At 34.2% G+C, this 15165-nt stretch carries 15 protein-coding genes and 1 riboswitch; of the genes, 3 read left to right on the top strand and 12 right to left on the bottom strand.

Annotated elements, in window-relative coordinates:
- Nucleotides 1-2: 2 nt before the first annotated feature.
- The 4 genes from OC526_RS01400 to ald form a co-directional block, all read right to left on the bottom strand.
- The gene (locus OC526_RS01400) at nt 3-980 is read right to left on the bottom strand and encodes a metal ABC transporter solute-binding protein, Zn/Mn family (protein WP_262121572.1); all 978 of its coding nucleotides are present in this window, start codon (nt 978-980) and stop codon (nt 3-5) included.
- Nucleotides 981-1091: 111 nt separating this feature from the next.
- Nucleotides 1092-2015 (bottom strand): TIGR01212 family radical SAM protein, encoded by a 924-nt coding sequence (locus tag OC526_RS01395; RefSeq protein ID WP_262121571.1) that lies wholly within the window; start codon nt 2013-2015, stop codon nt 1092-1094.
- A gap of 14 nt (nt 2016-2029) precedes the next feature.
- The gene (locus OC526_RS01390; RefSeq protein WP_262121569.1) at nt 2030-3502 is read right to left on the bottom strand and encodes an alanine/glycine:cation symporter family protein; all 1473 of its coding nucleotides are present in this window, start codon (nt 3500-3502) and stop codon (nt 2030-2032) included.
- Between the two features lie 103 nt (nt 3503-3605).
- Entirely contained in the window at nt 3606-4718 is a 1113-nt protein-coding gene (gene ald, locus OC526_RS01385) for an alanine dehydrogenase (RefSeq protein WP_262121567.1), read from the bottom strand.
- Between the two features lie 287 nt (nt 4719-5005).
- Here ald and OC526_RS01380 point away from each other — a divergent pair, with 287 nt between their 5' ends.
- Nucleotides 5006-5833: a Cof-type HAD-IIB family hydrolase gene (locus tag OC526_RS01380; protein WP_262121564.1), complete on the top strand. Its 828-nt coding sequence runs from the start codon at nt 5006-5008 to the stop codon at nt 5831-5833.
- A gap of 28 nt (nt 5834-5861) precedes the next feature.
- Here OC526_RS01380 and OC526_RS01375 read toward each other — a convergent pair whose 3' ends face one another.
- Nucleotides 5862-6431: a hypothetical protein gene (locus tag OC526_RS01375; protein ID WP_262121562.1), complete on the bottom strand. Its 570-nt coding sequence runs from the start codon at nt 6429-6431 to the stop codon at nt 5862-5864.
- A gap of 68 nt (nt 6432-6499) precedes the next feature.
- On the opposite strand from OC526_RS01375, the gene OC526_RS01370 reads away from it, so the two are divergent.
- The gene (locus tag OC526_RS01370) at nt 6500-7066 is read left to right on the top strand and encodes a DUF3783 domain-containing protein (RefSeq protein WP_262121560.1); all 567 of its coding nucleotides are present in this window, start codon (nt 6500-6502) and stop codon (nt 7064-7066) included.
- Between the two features lie 31 nt (nt 7067-7097).
- Here the strand turns inward: OC526_RS01370 and OC526_RS01365 are convergent, their stop codons facing one another.
- From OC526_RS01365 to OC526_RS01355, 3 genes are all read right to left on the bottom strand, one after another.
- Complete coding sequence (locus OC526_RS01365; protein WP_262121557.1) at nt 7098-8003, bottom strand: Na+/H+ antiporter NhaC family protein; 906 nt, start codon at nt 8001-8003, stop codon at nt 7098-7100.
- Entirely contained in the window at nt 7925-8497 is a 573-nt protein-coding gene (locus tag OC526_RS01360; RefSeq protein WP_262121554.1) for a hypothetical protein, read from the bottom strand. Before OC526_RS01360 ends, OC526_RS01365 begins: the two co-directional genes overlap by 79 nt.
- A gap of 116 nt (nt 8498-8613) precedes the next feature.
- Entirely contained in the window at nt 8614-9792 is a 1179-nt protein-coding gene (locus OC526_RS01355) for a cation:proton antiporter (RefSeq protein WP_262121551.1), read from the bottom strand.
- A 44-nt stretch (nt 9793-9836) separates the two neighbouring features.
- A riboswitch (Fluoride riboswitch) is annotated at nt 9837-9908 on the bottom strand.
- A gap of 113 nt (nt 9909-10021) precedes the next feature.
- On the opposite strand from OC526_RS01355, the gene OC526_RS01350 reads away from it, so the two are divergent.
- A complete protein-coding gene (locus OC526_RS01350; protein ID WP_262121549.1) occupies nt 10022-11161 on the top strand; it encodes a hypothetical protein in 1140 nt (379 codons plus the stop codon).
- Nucleotides 11162-11339: 178 nt separating this feature from the next.
- Here the strand turns inward: OC526_RS01350 and OC526_RS01345 are convergent, their stop codons facing one another.
- Genes OC526_RS01345 through OC526_RS01330 form a run of 4 tightly spaced genes read right to left on the bottom strand, consistent with a single transcriptional unit; the run spans nt 11340 to nt 15107 of the window.
- Entirely contained in the window at nt 11340-11924 is a 585-nt protein-coding gene (locus OC526_RS01345; protein ID WP_262121548.1) for a ribonuclease H family protein, read from the bottom strand.
- Nucleotides 11921-13372: an alpha-amylase gene (locus tag OC526_RS01340; protein ID WP_262121547.1), complete on the bottom strand. Its 1452-nt coding sequence runs from the start codon at nt 13370-13372 to the stop codon at nt 11921-11923. The genes OC526_RS01345 and OC526_RS01340 overlap by 4 nt, the downstream gene beginning before the upstream one ends.
- Before the next feature lie 7 nt (nt 13373-13379).
- Complete coding sequence (gene deoC / locus OC526_RS01335) at nt 13380-14012, bottom strand: deoxyribose-phosphate aldolase (protein WP_262121546.1); 633 nt, start codon at nt 14010-14012, stop codon at nt 13380-13382.
- On the bottom strand, nt 14013-15107 hold the full coding sequence (locus OC526_RS01330; RefSeq protein WP_262121544.1) for a SpoIIE family protein phosphatase: 1095 nt from the start codon (nt 15105-15107) through the stop codon (nt 14013-14015).
- Nucleotides 15108-15165: the final 58 nt, after the last annotated feature.

Raw genomic sequence — 15165 nt, 5'->3', positions numbered from 1 at the left:
ACCTACTTTAGATTATCTACAATGAGGTCGACATTGTGTTTGTACATATCTATAAAATTGTCGCCAGCTTCACCTGGATCTGCTAGGGAATCTGATAAAAGTTCTTTGCCATGTCCACTTATTACTTCGGTTTCAAAACCCTTAGATTTTACAATATCTTTAAGTTTTTCCATTCTTTCAGGATTGGTAGTTGATTCTGCAAATATAGCTTTGACTTTCTTATCGGCGATGAAGTCTGCTGTACTTTCTAGGTCTTTGTTGGCTACTTCTGAATCTGTACTGACCCCTTGAGGAGCCAAAACTTCCATATCGTAGCTTCTAGCAAAGTAGTTGAAGGCATCATGTGGGGTGATTAGATACCTTTGACCAGCAGGTATTTCTTCTATTCTGTCAGTTATATACGCGTCCAGATCTTCTAACTCATTTAGGTATTTATCAAGATTTTCATCGATTAGGCCAATCATTTCACTATCATCAGCATAAAGTTCTTTTAGTTTGTTTGCTGCATTTTTAAAAGCCTCAGCATAAAGGTCTAGGTCAAACCAGAAATGAGGGTCTTCTACCATACTAGAATCATCTTCTGCATCTTCCATTTCACCTATATCATTTTTGTCAAAAGTTTCAGTTACAGCATAGCCTACCCCTTCTAAGGCATCTACCATCTTTCCTTCAAAGTGGATACCATGGTATAAAACTAGATCTGCTTCTGTAATCTTGTTGAAATCTTCTGGCTTTGGTACGTAAATATGTGGGTCCTCACCGGCTGGGATTATTAGTTCAATATTTGCTTTATCGTTTCCAATTAGCTCATGGACCATATCTTCTATAAAAGTTGTTGTAACTGTGATAGTTTTCTTATTATCATCCTTACTTTCTACTTCATTTTTACTGACATTTTCAGTTTCGCTTACTTCTTTGTTAGCACTACATGCTGTAAAGCTTAGCAATGCAATCATAAATAATAATATTTTTTTGTACATTAAGCCCTCCTTAAATTATTTTAAGAGTATTATAATACTTTATTTCTAATTTGTAAAGTATTATTTTAGGTGCACCTAATTATTAAATGAAAAAAAAGAAACTTATCTAGTTTAACTAAATAAGTCCCCTTGACTAAAATCTTTAGCTTTCATAATCTTATCTATTGTCGATAGCACTGCCGCCTTATTCTTTGACCAATCTGGGTAAGCTATATTTTGCTTTATACCATCCCCTGTTAGCCTATTTACTACTGTGTTAGGATTTAGATGCCTAAGCATTTTTACGACTGTATTAGCATAACCATCCTTACTCATGGTATATTCTATTTTATTTTTTTCGTAATAGTATTTTAAGTAGCTGTCATTTTCTATATACAAATTGTGAATTTTGACTCCCCAAAAGTTTTTTTGGTTTATATATAAAATATTATTTATATAGTCAGCTTCATTTTCATTTGGAAATCCTACTATGATATGGGCAATTGCTTTTATAGCTAATCTATTTAATTTATCTACTCCTTGGTCAAATGTTCTGTGGTCATAGCCTCGGTTTATAAATTCTAAAGTCTTTTCATTTACGCTTTGCATACCTAGTTCTACTGTAAGGTCTGTAATCTGATTTAATTGATCTAGCAAATTTAAAACTTCATCAGGCAAGCAGTCTGCTCTTGTTGCTATTGATAAACCTACAACATCTGGTTCATTTATGGCCGCAAAGAACATTTCTCGCATATGTTCAATATCACCATAAGTATTGGTAAAATTTTGAAAATATGCTATATAGGCTTCTTCTCGACCTGGTTTTGATAGCTTATTTTTTTGAAAAGCTATTTGATTTTTAATAGCCCCTGCTGATTTATAAGTCCATTCTCCTGCACCATTGTCTGAGCAATAGATACAGCCTTTAAATGACAAACTCCCATCTCGATTGGGACAGGTAAAGCCGCCATCGAGTGGGAGTTTAATAATTTTTTTATTGTATTTAATTTTATAATAAGTATCTAAATCCCTATATCTTTTTTTATTAAGCTCCATAGGGAGACTATACCCTAGTTGTCATAATCGTATTCTTCAAATACTTGATTTTCTTTTTTCTTACGTTTTTCAAATACTGCACCCCAGTGGTTATCAAAGGTCCAATTGTAATTACCGAGTTTGCCAGTATCTTTATAGTTTTTATTAAAGTCGCGTACAAGCCATACTAACTGCTTTGAAAGTAATATCAAACCAATAAAGTTTGGTACTACCATCAGAGCATTAGCCACATCTGAGATTGACCATACAAATTTAAGTCCACCTAGGGATCCTACTACTGAAAATATAATATAGACAGCTTTATATATATTACGGATAGTTTTTGATTTGGTAATGTAAGATATACATTTGTCTCCATAGTAATACCAAGAAACTAAAGTTGTAAATGCAAAGAACATTAGGCCTATACTAACTAGCATTTCCCCACCAACTGGTAGTGCTTTTTCAAAAGCTGCTGCTGTTAATTTATTTGCATCTACATTTGCATCTGACCATAAGCCTGAACAAATTATTACAAGAGCTGTCATAGTACAAATTAAAATTGATGAAACAAATACTTCTATTGCTCCCCACATCCCTTGGCGTACAGGGTGGTCGGTATGTGCTGCGGCGTGCGCCATTGGTGCAGAACCTAGTCCTGCTTCATTTGAGAAAATACCTCTTGCAAGCCCGTGGCGGATAGTAATTAGCACTGTCGCTCCTGCAAATCCACCAACAGCTGCGGTTGGTTGAAAAGCATCCCTTACTATGTATCCAAGGGTTGGAAGTAATTCATTTCTATAAATTACTAAAATAACTATTGTTGCACCAAGATATAAAACACTCATTAGTGGAACAACTTTTTCTGCAAAGGCTCCTATTCTTTTGATACCACCAATAATGATAACTATCATAAGAATCATAATAACAATTCCTATTATCCTAAGATCTATACCAGTCATGGTATGAATCGAGTTTGCCATTGCGTTTGATTGAACAAGCGATCCTGTTCCTAGTATAGCTATTGCGCCAAAAACAGAGAACATAATTGCCAGCCATCTCATATTAAGACCATTTTCTAGATAGTACATAGGTCCACCAGAAAATTCTCCTTTTTCATTTTTTTCACGAGTTGCAACTGCTAAAGTAATTTCGGCAAACTTTGTAGTCATATTTACTAAGGCTGCTACCCATAGCCAGAAAATTGCACCTGGCCCTCCAAGCTTGATTGCTGTTGCAACCCCAACTATATTACCTGCACCAATTGTTCCGGCTAAGGCAGTAGATACAGCTTGGACTGGAGAAATCGATTTCTCATCTGCTTCAGTTGCTTCTGATTTTTCAAATAATTTTCCAAATGTGTTTTTAAATATATATCCAAAGTTCTTAAAAACCCAGGCTCGAGTCCTATATACTAAATATGATCCACCAAGTAACATTACGATAATCATTGGGATACCCCATAGAAAATCACTTAGCGAACCAACTATATCGATAAACGTTTTCATATAATCTCCTATAATATTTTGTTAAACTTTTATTTAAAGCTACTTAGCACAAAAGACACGGCTTAAGCGTGTCTTTTGTTTTGCTAAGTTATTTTCAAAATTCTTAGTTTAAACCAAGATCTTTGTATTCGTAACCAAGGTCTTCAGCTACACCTTGAAGTGTTACGTGTCCGTCGTGTGTGTTGATTCCTGGGATTAGTTCTGGGAATTTTTTAGCTGCTTCAAGCGCACCTAAGTTTGCGATTTGTACACCGTATCTTGTTGTAGCGTTTGATAATGCATATGTTGATGTAAGTGCAGCTGCTCCTGGCATGTTTGCTACTGAGTAGTGGATTACATCGTGTTCTACGAATGTTGGTTCATCGTGTGTTGTTGGTCTACCTTTTGTAAGGTCTGTAGAACCACCTTGGTCGATTGCAACGTCTACGATTACAGAACCTGCTTCCATTTCTTCAACCATGTATTCTTTTACTAGTTGTGGAGCTTTACGTCCTGGGATAAGTACTGTAGAAACTACTAAGTCAGCATCTTTAACTGCTTTTTCTATGTTTAGTGGGTTTGAGTATTCTGTTTCAATTTTTGATCCGTGGATTTCTTCAAGTTTTCCAAGTGCATCGATATTTACATCTAGAACTTTAACACGAGCTCCCATACCTACGGCAATTTTTGTAGCTGCAGATCCTACTGTACCTGCACCGATAACTACTACGTATGCTGGAGCTACTCCTGGTACACCGTTTAGTAATTTACCTTTACCACCGTTTGATTTTAATAGGAATTTTGCACCTTCTTGAACAGCCATTCTACCAGCTACTTCTGACATTGGTTTAAGTAGTGGAAGTGTACGACCAACTTGTACTGTTTCAAATGCAATACCTGTTACTTTTTTTTCTACTAAGTGTTTTGTTAATTCTGGGTCAGCTGATAAGTGTAGGTATGTGTAGATGATTTGACCTTCTTTGAAATATTTGTATTCGCTTTCAATTGGTTCTTTAACTTTGTAGATCATTTCAGCTTTTTCCCAAACTTCTTCAGCTGTGTCTAGGATTGTTGCTCCTGCTTCTACGAATTCTTCATCTGTAATACCAGAACCTAGTCCTGCACCTTTTTGTACATAAACTTCGTGATTGTTTTTAACGAATTCTGATACTGCTCCTGGTGTTGCAGAAACACGGTTTTCGTTATTTTTAATCTCTGTAGGTACTCCAATAATCATAAAATTTCCTCCTATATATTCGCAAAAATACAGATACAAATCGCAATTTTCTTTTTTCTTTTGTATCTCTATGTATATTATAAATCGTTTGCAAATCGTTGTCAAACATTTATTTCAAAAAATCTAAATTAACTTTTAATATGCGATAATTTAGCCAATGCTATAAAATAATTTTTTTAGGAAATAGTATTCATATGTAAAGTTTTATTTACATAAAATTTACCATTTTTTATATATAGGCCAACTTTTACCATTTACTAAATTAAATAATATAATATAATAATTTTATGATTAAACTTATAACCATTGATGTGGATGGCACTTTGCTTACCCCACTAAAAAGACTAACAAAATCTAATATTATAGCCATTGAAAAAGCAAAAAAAGCAGGTGTTCATATAGCCTTGGCATCTGGCAGGCCATATTCAGGCATGCAACCCTTGGTTGAGAGACTAAAATTAAATCAAGAGGGCAATTTTACTGTTTGCCAAAACGGATCTTACATTTTTGATAATTTTACCCACAAACCCCTATCTGGGACCTTTCAAAATCCTATTGATCTAAAAATAATTGATGATTTGCTAAAAAATTTTGATATTCAAATCTCAGCTATGGACCATGAAAGCTTTTATAGCCGCCATGAAAAGCCTAATATCTATACAAAAATAGATGCAAAAATCTCAAGACTCCCCCTACAAGTTATCCAATATGATGACTTTCCAGAAGATAAAACTTTTGGTAGGATTTTAATTATGGGCAGAAAATCTGAAATGGATAGGCTTTACAAAAATATGCCTAAGGAATTGGTTGAAAACTATTATGCTGTAAGAACTGCTCCATTTTTAATAGAGGTTATGAACAAAAGCACAAACAAAGGCTATGCGATTTCCGTTATGGCCAAGGATCTTGGAGTTGGCCAAGAAGAAATAATGAGCATTGGCAATGAAAGAAATGATATACCTATGCTAGAGCAAGCAGGATTTGCAGTAGCCATGGCAAATGCAGTTCCAGAACTTAAAATCCATGCTGATTTTATAACTAAAAATAATTTACAATCTGGAGTTGGATATGCTATTGAAAGGTTATTGTCTAATAATTTAGAAATATACAAATAAAAACTGCAAGAAATCCTTGCAGTTTTTTCTATAGTGCACCCTTATTTTTATCTTTTTCGTATTCGAATAATTCTTTTTCCTTAGAAATCTCGTAAGCAGCTTTTTTTCTTTCACTTTCAAGTCTTCTAATAATTGTTTGCATAGTTCGTTTTGCCTTAGTAATATCAAATTCTTTTAAACGCATATTTGTTCTAATCGCAATGTCAGAGCCCTTGCCATTTGCAGAAGAAAATTCGCTCATTTTGCTTGGCAGGGAAATTTTATTTGCTAATTTTTCATCAAATAACAAAATACTTGCATGAAAATCTAAAAGGGCTTGTTGGGCACGGTCGATGTTATTATTTACCGCACTAACTTTATTGCCTCTTAGCAAATTACCTAAGAAATTCCCTCTTAAGATTTGGTGTGATGAAAAATCATATTTGCCATTTATTTTACTTTCAGCTCTAGCCAATAGATTTTCAACATCCTTAGCTTGTCTTAGTAAATCTTCAACTTGATTTAATTTTAATTTATAATCTTCTCTTTCATAAAGATTTGTAGTTTTGATTGCCATAAATCCTCCGTCTACGATTAATTCGCTATCTATTTTTAACATTTATACCCAAAAGATAAGTTTGTTTATCAAGTAAATATTTAGTATAGTGATTAAAAAAGTGAGGAATTATGGCAAAAGTTTTATTATACAATATTAAAGAAGATTATGACCTAGAAAAATTTGAACTCTTAGCAATGCAAAATAAAGTGCAAATCATCCATGCAGGTAAAGAAGATAGTGACCAATATGTGGGATATTTGCTAGGTTATGAAGGGTTTGAAAAAAGAGATGCAAAATTAGAAGAAGATCCAAGTTTAGATTTTCCATTTATCATGTTTGTAAATTTCGAACGTGATCAACTTTTTAATTTCCTTGACCAAATGAGAGAAAATGGTCTGTCAATCCAACATAAGGCTGGAGAAACCGAAAATAACGTAAGATGGACCCTTAGAGAATTGCTAATAGAAAATGACCGTGAAGGCAAAATGATGGGCCTAATCCACAAAATAAATGGATTAGTAGAAAGGGCAGCAGAGCTAAAAGAAAAACACGGAGAAGATAAAAAACTTGCAAAATTAATAGATGAAATGCAAGCCTATTTCGATGACTCAAGCCTATTTGAGCTAGAGGTAGCAAAGGGATACTATTTGCAATTATCCGATGAAATTAAAAGAGTTGAGAGTGAAAATAATTAAGAGTTAGTAAAAAGCTAACTCTTTTTTTATCCTAATTATTAGCCAATTCATCATCCTGAACTGGAATAATAAATTTATCAGCTAGGGCAAATATTATTATGATTGCCATACTGGCATAAGTAGTAATCATATAAGGCAAATATTGATGCCATGATAGACCGAAGGTAGACATCATAATAGCCGCACCTCCTGACCAAGGCACCATTAGTCCCCAGTTAGACATTCCAGCCGCTAGGACTCTAGCATTGTTTAGACTGCTCATCTTCTTATCAATATATATTTCATTCCAAAGGCTAGCATTGACAATAACGGCAACATAAACACTAGCTGTTAAATAAACACTAAGTATAGATGTCAGAAGACTAGATATAATAACTGTAGACTTGTTTTTAACTCTCTTTGATAAATCTTTTAATAAAACATCAAGCAAACCTGAGCTTTCTAAAACACCTGCAAATATAAAGGCACAAAAAATAATCAACACTAAGTCCATCATATTAACTAGGCCACCTCCTGTTAATAGCTTGTCAATAGCGTCATTACCAATATTTGAAGTATTCCCTACATAGAGTGTATTAAAAGCCTGACCAAAGGGTACATTTTGTATAAAGACTGCTTCAAAGACTGCAACTAGGGCAGATAGGGTTAAGACTGGTATAGCGGGATATTTCATTATAGCACCGGCGATAACGATTATTGGTGGGAGTAATAATAATATGTTCCAATTATATACAGATGAAAGGGCGTTTTGGATTTCAATTATAGCTTGCATATCAAAGCTTGTATGAAAAGATCCCTTATATCCAAGTATTGCAAAAAAAATAATCGAGATAAGTATTGATGGGATTAGTATGGGCGCTAATACTTTAAATATAACAAAGCTATCCCCTCGGTAGCAGCTGCAGTAAGATTTGGAACATCTGAAAATGGGCTCCACATATCACCAATGTATGCTCCCATAGCAATGGCTGCCCCAGCTTGGGCTGTGGGAACACCTAAGCTTTGACCAACACCCATTAGAGCTAGACCAACAGATCCTATAATGGCCCAGGCGGAACCAGTAGCGATTCCAAGAATTGCACAAAAAATATAAGATACTACAAGGAAGGCTCCAGGGGATATAAATTTTAGCCCATAATCTATAAGCATTGGCACAGTTCCACTTACAATCCATGATGAGCCTATAAGGCCAACCATCAATAAAATTAAAATTGCTCCCATTCCTGTCTGAAATACCTTTAATATATGATCCATAATTTCATCCCAAGAAACTTTTAAAAAACACATAGTATATATGGATAAAAGTATGGCAGCTGATAAAACAGACAAGCCTGTTCCAAGATTTAAATAAATTGAATTAGTGATAATAAGACCAATTATGAGTAAAAGCAAAACAAGGGCTTCTGGTCGGGTCATTATTCTTTTTGCCATAAGATAAACCTTTCTATAAATTAAGCCTAAGCTTTGAGAAATTCTTTCTTATATTACTATATGATTTTTATTTTTATTGGTCAATTAGATTAAAATTTGCAAAACCTTAGTAAAAACTAAGGCCTAGTCAATAATTTTTTATAAGACTTATCAGTCAAAATCGCCCCGATGGGCGCTGTAATTAGGATTGCAATTACTGATACAGATAGGATTAAATTTCCACTTGCTAGTCCCATTTGTAGGGCAACTGGACCTATGGCTGCTTGGACAGTTGCTTTTGGCATATATGCAAAAGATGTAAAAAGCCTTTCTTTTTTATTTAAATTTGTTTTTATAAGTGATATATTTACCCCAAGCATTCTAAAAATTAGGCCAATTATAATTAAAATTACTGCCAAAAATCCTGCTTCTTTTACATAGGCCAAGTCCACAGAAATCCCAACTAATACAAATAATAGCAATTCAAATACCTTCCATAAGCGGTTATATGAAAATAATAATTCATTGGCTAGTTTTGGATTTTCTTTATTTATAGCCATTCCTGCTGCCATAATTGATATTAAAGCGGCAAATCCTATCTTAGTTTCAATTATTTTTTGTAATTCTAAGCTAAAAAATCCAATACTTATAAAAATCATAGCCTTATAAATCTCATTTATATCAATTTTTTTAAAGATAAATGCAAAAACTTTTCCAATTATAATCCCAAAAATTACGCCAGTTATAATTGAAATTGGAATATTTATAAAGCTCATAGCCGACAATTGTCCTCCAGTTTTTAAGGCCAAAAATGATGAGAAAAATACAATTACAAAAACATCATCAACACTTGCACCAGCCAAAATCATCTCAGGAATATTTTTATCTGCCCCATAACCCTCATCTATTAGTTTTATCATACGAGGAACTACAATGGCAGGACTCACTGCAGCAAGGACTGCCGCCATAATTCCAGCATCAATCACATCAAGGGTAAAAAATCTTTGAGCAAGAAATATAATAGCAAGCATTTCAATAGTAGCTGGCAGAAAACTCAGTAGAATAGCTGGTCTGCCAACTTTTTTTAGCTTTTCAAAATTTAAAGTAAGTCCGGCTCGACTTAATATAACCACAAGGGCAATTTGCCTAAGGTCATTAGATAGATTAAAGATGTTTTCACTAACCAAATTCATTTGATTTGGACTAATAATTATGCCTGCTATAAGCATGCCAATGATAGGTGCTAGGCCAATTTTCTCAAAAATAAGGGCCATAAAAATCCCAAAGATAAAAATTATTGCAAGATCAGTTAACATATTTTCTCCTTATAAGATACCAATAAAAAAAGCTGGTGGCTCCTGCAAAAGCAGAAGTCATCAGCATGTAGCGGTTTTGAATTAATTCATGGAAGAACTTCATTTCCAATTGAACATTATTATACCAATTGTTAGTTAAAAATCAAATTATATTTGACAATGTATTCACAATCATTTATAATTAGATATATAGTAGTTTATTCAACTTATAAATTATAAGGAGAATAAAATGAATAAAAAATATGTGAAATCGATTGGAGTCGAGAACTGGATATTTGTTATATTGTTTTTTGGTTTCTTTATTCCAATTGGTAGGGTAATGGGCGTTTCAAATATGCTATCGACAATAATGAATAGTTCATTTGATTTGTTGATGAATACTTGTTTCTTTATCATGGCTATTTCAGTTTTGACCGGTGCATTATCTTCTATCTTTGCAGAATTTGGTTTTATAGCATTGATTAATGTAATATTATCTAAAATAATGAAGCCAATCTATAATCTACCTGGTGCAGCATCTCTTGGTATCATTAACTGCTATCTATCTGACAACCCATCTATACTACCTCTAGCTCACGAAGACAACTTCAAGGCCTTGTTCAAAAAATTTCAATTACCATCTTTGACAAACCTTGGTACATCTTTTGGTATGGGACTAATTGTTACAACAACTATTGGTTCTCTTCCTCTAGAAGGAGCTGGTAGGGCTGCCTTAATAGGTGTTTTTGGTGCTTTTATAGGTTCTATAGTTAGTGTTAGATTGATGCAAATTTTTACAAAAAAAGCTTTTGGTATCGAAGAGATGGTGGAAGTAAAAGCTTTAAAAGATATTCCAAAAGATACTAGGTTGATTAGAAAAGGATCTGCTGGCGGTAGATTTATAGAAGCCCTACTAGATGGTGGAAAAATTGGGGTAGATATGGGACTTTCTATAATTCCTGGAGTTATAGGTATTTGTACTATCATAATGCTACTTACCAACTCTGCTGGACCTAATGGCGTTTATACAGGCGCTGCAAATGAAGGTGTTCCAGTTCTTCCATGGTTAGGAAATAAATTATCTTTTATCCTAAATCCACTTTTTGGTTTTTCATCATCTGAATCTATAGCCGTACCTATTACTGCCCTAGGATCTGCTGGTGCAGCTATGGGACTTGTGAAAACTCTAGTAGAAAACAACCTTGCTACAGCCAATGATATAGCTGTATTCACATCCATATGTATGTGCTGGTCTGGTTACCTTTCTACTCACGTGGCAATGATGGATGCCATAGGTTCAAAAGAACTTACAGGGCCTGCTATTTTATGTCACACAATCGGTGGACTAGTTGCAGGAATAGCAGCTCATTTAGTATTTATGATTTTATGATTGCAGATGATTTTTGCTTACATATCAACCAAAAAATTAATCTTGATTTGAAAGTCAAATGAAATGTAAAAAAGCTTAGAAAACAAAGAATTACATAATTATAAGTTATAAACTAGTATATTATTTTTATATCCATATAAAAATATAAAAAATGGAGAGGACCAGTTCCTCTCCATTTTTACTGTATACCACAGGCTGTTTTTGCCAAACTATCAGCCCTATCATTATATTTATCATTGGAATGTCCCTTTACTTTTACAAAGTCAATTCCAATATTTTTTCTAGCTTCATCTATAAATTTTTTGTAGGACTTGGTTAAATCATTGTTTGTTTTCCAGTCTCCCGTTGCCCATGATGCTATGCCTTGATAATCGTGGTAGATTATTATTTGATTTTTTTTATCTTCTATAGCCTTTGTTATTGCAAGTTCGCTTGCTTTTACTTCACCTGCTACATTCCTGTGGGTATGATATGAATCATCAAATGATTTCATCAACTCTATTTCTTCACCTTCTGTAATGTAAACTACACCTGCCCCATAGGTCTTTAACTTTTGATTGTAGGATCCGTCAACATAGGCTATTACTGAGTTTGGACCAATTTCTATTTCTTCTTTAATCCCTGTCATAAATTCATTTGCATCTTCTAGGGTCTTAAAGGATTTGTAAATCGCCCCACTATATCCTTTTACTTCTTCTAAACAAGAATCCCAGGATGTGTATATCCCAGGATTTCTGCCTTTTTTTACTGCGTAATATTTCATAATGTTTCTTTGTTTACCCAATATGTTACTTGTCCTGGGCCAACTGTGAATACTCCGTTTCCGCCTTCATCTATTATAACATCTTCATTTTTTCCAGATAAGTCAACGTAGCTTGCTCCTGCCTCAGATTTTCCAACATGCATTTGTTTTTCCGCCATATCCTTAATGGAAATCAAAACAGCAAGTGGTTTGTGTTCATCATCACCACGTCTTACCCATCCAATTACAGCTGGGTCATCAAAATAATCATCTTGGTCACCGTAATTGTAATTTTTGCGGACACTTATCATATTATTTATCATTTCTTCTAATGGATCAGTTTTTACCGGCCCACATAGACCATAGTAATCACCTGCAAAAATACAAGGATAACCATCTTTTCTAAATAATATTAGTGCGTAGGCAATTTCTTTAAACCAATCTTCTACCCAAGATTCTAAGCCTTGGCCAGGTTGGCTGTCGTGGTTGTCTACAAAGGTTACAGCTTGCTCTGGGAAATCTTTTACAATTGTATTATCAAATATTTTTCTCATATCGTAATTGCCCATAGACTTGCTGGCTTCTTCCAAATGAAAATGTAAGGGCACATCAAATAAATCTACTTGGTAGGCCGTGGATTTTAGATATTCTTCCATAGATTCTTTAGAGTATTGCCAAAACTCGCCAAATAAATAAAAGTTATCAATTCCGCGTTCATCTGTAATGTGGCAGGATAAATCACGGATAAATTCTTCAGAGATATGTTTTAGGGCATCGTATCGGAAGCCATCTACTTTTGTTTCATCAATAAACCAATCAGCCCATTTAAATAATTCTTCGCGCACTTCTGGGTGATCGTGGTCGATGTCATTATTCATCAAATAATCAAAGTTGCCTTTTTCATTTGAAACCTTATCATCCCAGTATTTGCCATCTCCAACTATCCTAAAAACCGCAGATGTTCCTGATAAATCATCATAGTCAACACCAGTAAAATGATACCAGTGCCATTGCATTTCAGAATATTTGCCAGCTCGTCCAGAAAATGTAAAATGAGTCCAAGCTTCAATGTCATGGGCATCAGAAACATCTATTGTACGGTTGTTTTGATCTACCATAACCGCTTGGAATTTTTCTTTTTCATCTCCATTTCCCTTGTGATTTAAAACAACATCGGCATAGCATTTAATGCCTGCTTCATGGAGGGCATCTATTGCTTGGTGGAGCTCTTCTTTGGTGCCGTATTTGGTACGAATAGTTCCTTTTTGGTCAAACTCGCCCAAATCCCAAAGGTCATAGGCACCATAGCCCACATCCATATCTGATCCACCCTTGGTCATTGGTGGTAGCCAAAGAGCATCTATACCATTTTCCTTTAATTTTTTTGCATTTTTTCTTAAATTTTTATAAAAACTGCCATCACCCCAAGTATCCCACTCGAAGGATTGCATCATGACTTCATTTGCCATAATTTTCCTATTTACAAATATCTATTGATTTGCTGGCACCTATTCTTGTTGCGCCATTTTCTACCATTTCAAGGGCTTCTTCTTTTGTGTGGATGCCACCAGATGCTTTTACTCCAATATCTGGTCCTACAGTTTTTCTCATTAGGGCTATATCTGAAGCTTTTGCTCCGCCTGTTGAAAATCCTGTAGATGTTTTTACAAATTCTGCCCCAGCTTCTACTGATAGTTCACAAGCCTTTACAATTTCTTTTTCTGTTAACAAACAAGTTTCAATAATTACCTTTAAAATATTATCCCCACAAGCTTCTTTAACAGCTTTTATATCTTCTAAAACATAGTCATAGTCGCCCTCTTTTAGGCGGCCAATTTCTATAACCATGTCAATTTCACTTGCCCCATCTTCGATAGCGCATTTTGTTTCATAGGCCTTTGCACGTGTAGACATTGCTCCTAATGGAAAACCTACCACTGTAGCAATGGTTACTTGGTCGTTATATTCTTTGATAAATTTTACAAAAGATGAATTGACACAAACACTAAAAAAATCGTGTTCTACTGCTTCATCTACAAGTTTTTTAATATCAGCTTTGGTTGCATCTGCCTTTAAATTTGTATGGTCAATTAGTTTATTTAATTGCATTTAGTTCTCCTTATAAGAAATCATAGCTAGAGTAATATCATCTTGCTGCTCGCCCCAGGTAAATTCTTCGATGTCCTCGTAAACCTTTTTTAAATCCCTGTGCTTACAGAAAGATTCTTCGAGTCTAGCTAATCCAAATTCTTTTTTATCTTCATTAGTTGCTTCTATAGCCCCATCTGTGAAAAATAAAATTTTATCGTCATTTTTTAATTTTATATTTATTTCGTTGTAAACATCAGGTTCAATAATATTTGAAATCATCCTACCATTGCCATGCAAATATGCGCATTCGCTATTGTGATTTTTAAAAATCATAGGCGGACAATTATGACCTGCATTTGAATAAGTTAAGGTGTTTTCTTTAAAGTCAAAAATACCTAGCCAAGCAGTAAAATATTGTGATGAATCCATTTCTAGTTCATAAAACCTCTTACGAAGTCTTAAAAGAGCCTCAGATGGTGAAAAATCTGGATGCTTATCAAAAATCGAAAATACAGATACCTTAATAAACATAGTCAATATTGATGATTTGACCCCATGGCCCATGACATCTGCAATATAAAATGCATATTTGTCATCATCGACTTTTACAATATCATATAAATCACCAGAAACATTTGCACTTGGAATATAGATACCCGAAAGGTCGATATTACCGTATATTTTATCCTTAGGCAAGATTGATGATTGGACTTTTCTAACAAATCTAATATCATCAAGCATAGACCTATTTGCATCAAAAAGCTCGATTTTCATCATCGTTTCGCGGGTAATATCACGGAACACCTCTACAATGCCGGTATAAATGTCATCCATAAAAATAGGAGAAGCCTTGATACTATAATATCTGTCGGAAATTAATTTTTCCTCAACAACTGTTGTATCTCTGATAGCCTCATTTTCGGAAGATAAATTAAGGGGAAGATTTTCATTTAAATATATTTCTAATTCTTTAGACTTTTCTTTTGCCTCAGATAATGTTTGATTGATATAAATAGTCTCACCGCTAGGATCGACAATGCGAACCCAATCATCCATCGAGTTTAACACTGGAAAATAAGTTTTTCTAAGTTTATCTACAAGTGCTTTTTCCATAAATCCATCCCTTGTTGTTTATTAATTTCAACTTTCTTTCTTATAACTATATCATTTT

The organism is Anaerococcus sp. Marseille-Q5996, assembly GCF_946893725.1.
GTDB classification, from domain to species: Bacteria; Bacillota; Clostridia; order Tissierellales; family Peptoniphilaceae; genus Anaerococcus; species Anaerococcus martiniensis.
Note: the sequence above shows the minus strand (reverse complement) of the source record. Positions and strands in the feature narration are given on the sequence as shown.